3 protein-coding genes, 1 tRNA gene and 3 pseudogenes are annotated in these 4611 nt (G+C 70.0%); 5 read left to right on the forward strand and 2 right to left on the reverse strand.

Translation table 11 applies throughout. From position 1 onward, the window contains the following. Positions 1-739, forward strand: a pseudogene (locus tag GJ632_RS19575) (transcription initiation factor IIB family protein); the annotation flags it as partial. A 36-nt stretch (positions 740-775) separates the two neighbouring features. Here GJ632_RS19575 and GJ632_RS19580 read toward each other — a convergent pair. Further along, the gene (locus GJ632_RS19580) at positions 776-955 is read right to left on the reverse strand and encodes a hypothetical protein (protein WP_089805606.1); all 180 of its coding nucleotides are present in this window, start codon (positions 953-955) and stop codon (positions 776-778) included. A gap of 138 nt (positions 956-1093) precedes the next feature. Between GJ632_RS19580 and GJ632_RS19585 the strand changes: the two genes are divergently transcribed. Further along, positions 1094-1723 (forward strand): molybdenum cofactor guanylyltransferase, encoded by a 630-nt coding sequence (locus GJ632_RS19585; RefSeq protein ID WP_191453817.1) that lies wholly within the window; start codon positions 1094-1096, stop codon positions 1721-1723. Here the strand turns inward: GJ632_RS19585 and yqeC are convergent. Beyond that, positions 1715-2475: pseudogene (gene yqeC, locus GJ632_RS19590) on the reverse strand (selenium cofactor biosynthesis protein YqeC). The gene GJ632_RS19585 and the pseudogene yqeC overlap by 9 nt on opposite strands. Before the next feature lie 286 nt (positions 2476-2761). Here yqeC and GJ632_RS19595 point away from each other — a divergent pair. The 3 genes and pseudogenes from GJ632_RS19595 (at position 2762) to GJ632_RS19605 (ending at position 4467) form a co-directional block, all read left to right on the forward strand. Continuing rightward, positions 2762-3190 (forward strand): HTH domain-containing protein, encoded by a 429-nt coding sequence (locus GJ632_RS19595; protein ID WP_191453818.1) that lies wholly within the window; start codon positions 2762-2764, stop codon positions 3188-3190. Positions 3191-3308: 118 nt separating this feature from the next. Further along, a pseudogene (locus GJ632_RS19600) lies at positions 3309-4336 on the forward strand (class I SAM-dependent methyltransferase). Between the two features lie 58 nt (positions 4337-4394). Further along, positions 4395-4467: transfer RNA gene (locus GJ632_RS19605), tRNA-Thr, on the forward strand. The last annotated feature ends 144 nt before the right edge of the window (positions 4468-4611 follow it).

Raw genomic sequence — 4611 nt, forward strand, 5'->3', positions numbered from 1 at the left:
CACGACAAGGGGTTGTCGACGAACATCGGCTGGCAGGACAAGGACGCACGGCAACTCCCTGTCGTCGAACCAGCGTCAGAAGATGCAGCGACTGCGCACGTGGAACGAGCGCTTCCGCACGCGAGACTCCAAAGAGCGCAACCTGAAGCAGGCGCTCGGTGAGATAGACCGGATGGCGTCGGCGCTCGGACTCCCCGACAACGTCCGCGAGACGTCGAGCGTCATCTACCGGCGCGCACTGGAGGACGACCTGCTCCCCGGCCGGTCCATCGAGGGCATCGCCACCGCGTCGCTACACGCCGCCGCGCGCATGGCGCAGGTTCCCCGGTCGCTCGACGAGGTGGCGCGCGTCTCCCGCGTCGACGAGGACGAGTTCGAGCGCGCGTATCGCTACATCGTCCGGGAACTCAGCCTCGAAATCAAGCCCGCCGACCCGACGGAGTACCTCCCGCGGTTCTCCTCCGACATCGACGTTCCGAAGGAGACCGAACGCACCGCTCGGGAACTGATAGAGAACGCGAAGGAGGCGAACGTCCACTCCGGCAAGTCGCCCGTCGGCCTCGCGGCGGCCGCTCTCTACGCCGCCGCGCAACTGACGAACGAGGACGTGACCCAACACGAGGTCAGCGAGGTGACCGACATCTCCGAAGTGACCATCCGCAACCGCTATCAGGAACTGCTCGAAGTGTGGGACGCGACGCCGTTCGTCGGCAGCGCCGAGTCGGAAGCGGGAGCGTAGCGACGGTCCGGGGCGGAGCGGCCCTCCGCGTCCGACTCAGAGTATCGCCGGGTCCGGTTCCGTCGTCGCCTCTTCGTCCAACAGCGAGTGCAGGTGCTCGTACGGGACGAACGCCAGGAACGTCTCCTCCTCGTCGTACAGTTCGACGCCGTGGTCGGTCATCGTGTACCCCTCACAGCGGATGTCGCGGTTCGCGAGGACGGCACGGTAGGCCATACCTCCGGTACGGTCGCCACTCCCAAGAGTGTCGCTCCGACCGGCGTCGCGTCCCGAGCATCGCCGCGTTCGAGCGCCGCCGCGTCCCCCACCGACTCTGCCTCCGGATTTTTCTGTGCGTGCCGAGAGTGACGAGGTATGAGCGAGGCATCGACGCGCGAGGGAGTGATTCTCGGCGGCGGCTACTCCACGCGCTTCGGGGACGGCGACAAGGCGCTGGCCGAACTGGCCGGCCGTCCCCTCGTCCGACGCGTCGCCGACAGACTCGCCCGCGTCTGCGACCGACTCGTCGTGAACTGCCGCGACGACCAGCGGGCGGCGTTTCGGGCGGCCGTCGAGGGCTGCGACGTCCCCGTCGCCCTCGCCACCGACCCCGTGCCGGACCGCGGACCGATGGCCGGCATCCACACCGGCCTGTCGGCCGTCGAGTCCGAGTACGCCGCCGTCGTCGCCTGCGACATGCCGTTCGTCGACCCCGCGTTCGTCTCGTACCTGTTCGACCGGGCGGCGGGTCACGACGCCGCCGTCCCGCGCCCCGACGGCGAGTGGTACCAGCCGACGCAGGCCGTCTACCGGACCGCGGCGATGGTCGCGGCGTGCGAACGCGCGCTCGACCGCGGGGAGCGGAAGGTCCTCGCGGCGGTGGACGAACTGGCGTCGTGCGTGACCGTGACCGAAGCGGAGGTCAGGAACCGCGCCGCGTCTGCGACGTTCGAGAACGTCAACACGCGAGCGGAGTTGCGGGCCGCGGAGCAGGCGTTAGAGTGACGACGCGGTTCGGTCGCGTTCGACCACGTCGACGACGGCCGCCTCGGCGTTCAGCCGAGTGACGAGGACGCGCGAGACGGCCGGCGCCCGGTCGAGGACGCCCGCCGCCACCTCCCGGCCGACCGATTCGAGTGCGGGCGTGTCGGCCATGTTCACGACGGGCACGACCGACGCGCCGTCGGGGACGCCCCGCAGGCCGCCCGTCGCGTCGGCGAGCACCGCGGCGACGTGGGCGGGGCGAACCGTCTCGCCCGGCGCGCAGTCGGTGAGTTCGGCGACCCGTTCCGGCCGGTGGACCGCCTCCGCCGAGAGCGGTTGGCCGACGACCCGGGCCGACGCCACCGGCGCGACCACCGTCGCGGCGTCGGGTATCTGCGGTTCGCCTCGCCGGGGGCCTTGAACAGGCGATTTCTCGCGCCGTCCGCCTTCACCAGAAGCGGCGTCTCGCCCGCCGCGGCGAGTTCGTCGACGACGCTCGGGTCGTACCCGCGGTAGCGGTCCGCCCGTTCCCGTTCGGGGACCAGACCGAGCGGTCGTTCGGCGACCCGTGCCGCGGCCGACGCGGGGTCGTCGGTGACGGCGACGCGTTCGACGTGGTCGTCGAAGATGGGGATGCGGACCGTCGCCGTGAGTACCGCGTCGGACAGTTCGGCCGCGAGGCGGTACAGCGCGGTCTTCTTGCCGCCGGCGCCGACGACGGCGAGGACGGAGTCGTCGCCGATGCCGAGGGCGTCGGGGAGCGACGGCGTCATCGCTCCCGCCCCGTCGTCCGTGCGTCTGCGGTCGTCGGTCGAACGCGCGTGGGTGACACAGGGGCCGTGACGGGCGGCCGGGGCTTGAACGCCGCGGTGACTCGCAGGCCGGCCGCCTCCCGGTCGATGCTGGCCCCGTTCCCACGCCGCGGGAACCGGTCACGCGGTTCATGCGCGCCGAGCGCGTGGGTTCGAACGAGGAGGTGTCAGAGATGAAACACTCGAAGGAGGCGACGACCCGAACGCCGGCGACGGCGGTGCCCGCCAACGGCCGCACTATCGAGGTGTGGACGAGACACACCCCGGACGAAGCGCACCGCGAGCATCCCTGCGTCGGCCGGATTCGCCGTCTCGAACGCGACGCTACGCCGACAGGGTCGTGGTCCGCGAGTGGGACCGTACGGTGTTCCTCGGCGAACCGGTCGAACCGCGGAAGCGACTCGCACGACGGCGCGTGGCCGACTTCCGCGAGTGGGCGCGGGTGACGAGCGCGAGGCTTCCGGAGTTCGACCGCGAGGCGACGGTCGGGACGGGACGGATGGGGCCGGAACACGAGGCGCAGTATCTGCCGCCCATCGTCGTCGCCGTCTACGAGGACGGCGTCCTGACGAACGTGGTCCCGCACGTCCGCGGCGGCCACACCGTCGCCGTGAGCGAGTGGTTGGGTCGGGTAGAGGAGGGCCGCCGCGCGTCCGAACCGGTCGTCGTCTGCTGACGGCCCCCCGTGCGCCCTCCGACGCCCCTCGTCGCCGCGGGCCGGCCGTCCGTCGCCAGTCGCCAGTCGCCGGCCGCCGAAGCGTCACGCTTACTCCGCCGCACCGTCAGCATCGCGCATGAACGTTCCGTGCGTCCGCGTCTCGACCGACGAGGGGGAGGCGACGCGGCGCGCCTCGCGGACCGGGACCTGGTGGACCAGTCCTTCCAGATCACCGCCCGCGAGGGGTCACTCTACATCCCCGTGACGGACGCGACTGCGGCCGGAGACGCGTACGACGTGGTCGAGTTCGACGCGCCGCCCCGCGAGACGCAGACGATGCCCGAAGACGTCCTCGGCTTCGAACCGACGTACGAACGCCTCGGCGACGTGGTGATTCTGGACGAGGACGACCCCGAACGCGCCAGGCGTATCGCCGATGCCATCGCCGCCTCGGACCTCCGCGCGCGGACCGTCGTCAACCGCGCCTCGAAGGTGAAGGGTGAACTCCGGGTCCGCGACTGGGACGTCCTCGTGGACGCCGCCGCGGAGGACGACTCGCCGAGCGACCGTTCGGCGCACTCGACCGCGACGGAGACGGTCCACCGCGAGTACGGTTGCGAGTTCCTCCTCGACATCGCCGAGGTCTACTTCTCCCCCCGACTGGCGACCGAACGCCACCGCGTGGTCGAACAGGTCCACGAGGGCGAACGCGTCTTCGACATGTTCGCCGGCGTCGGGCCGTTCGTCGTCCCGATGGCCAAGCGCGGCGCGGAGGCGGTCGGATGCGACCTCAACCCCGTCGCCGTCGACTACCTCCGGGAGAACGCGCGGCGCAACGGCGTCGCAGAGCGCGTGACCGCGATGCAGGGCGACGTGCGCGAGGTGGCCGACGACTACGAGGGCTGGGCCGAGCGTCTGGTGATGAACCTCCCCCACAGCGCCGACGACTTCCTCGACACCGCGGTCCGACTCGCAGGCGACGAGTGCGTCCTCCACTACTACGACATCCAGCACGAGGACGACCCGTTCGGCCCCGGTATCGAAGCGATTCGGGAGGCGGCGGAACCGCAGTACGACGTCCGGGTGGACACCGAGCGGGTCGTCCGGTCGTACGCGCCGCACGAGCACAACGTGTGTGTTGACGTGACGCTCACTGCGCGCTGATTCGGAAGCCTTTTCTTTGTCATCGGAATACGATAGGATGCGTTCGAAAGCCCACCGCGCCGGTGTAGCTCAGCTGGCAGAGCGATTCCTTCGTAAGGAATAGGCCGAGGGTTCAAATCCCTCCACCGGCTCTTTCTGTCGAACGAAGTGAGACTGAACAGCCCTGCGTGGAGGGATTTGAAGCAGGGAGCGAACGAAGTGAGGCGACTGAGGTTCGAACATCCGGGCGGCCCATCGCGTATATAAAAGAACGAGAGTATTTTGCCGGTTCTCGT

The sequence above is a fragment of the Halogeometricum sp. CBA1124 genome, from assembly GCF_009741955.1.
GTDB lineage: Archaea > Halobacteriota > Halobacteria > Halobacteriales > Haloferacaceae > Halogeometricum > Halogeometricum rufum.

Coding starts and splice junctions, on each gene's coding strand:
- GJ632_RS19580 (WP_089805606.1), bottom strand. CDS start 955: ATGGCCTACCGTGCCGTCCTCGCGAACCGCGACATCCGCTGTGAGGGG.
- GJ632_RS19585 (WP_191453817.1), top strand. CDS start 1,094: ATGAGCGAGGCATCGACGCGCGAGGGAGTGATTCTCGGCGGCGGCTAC.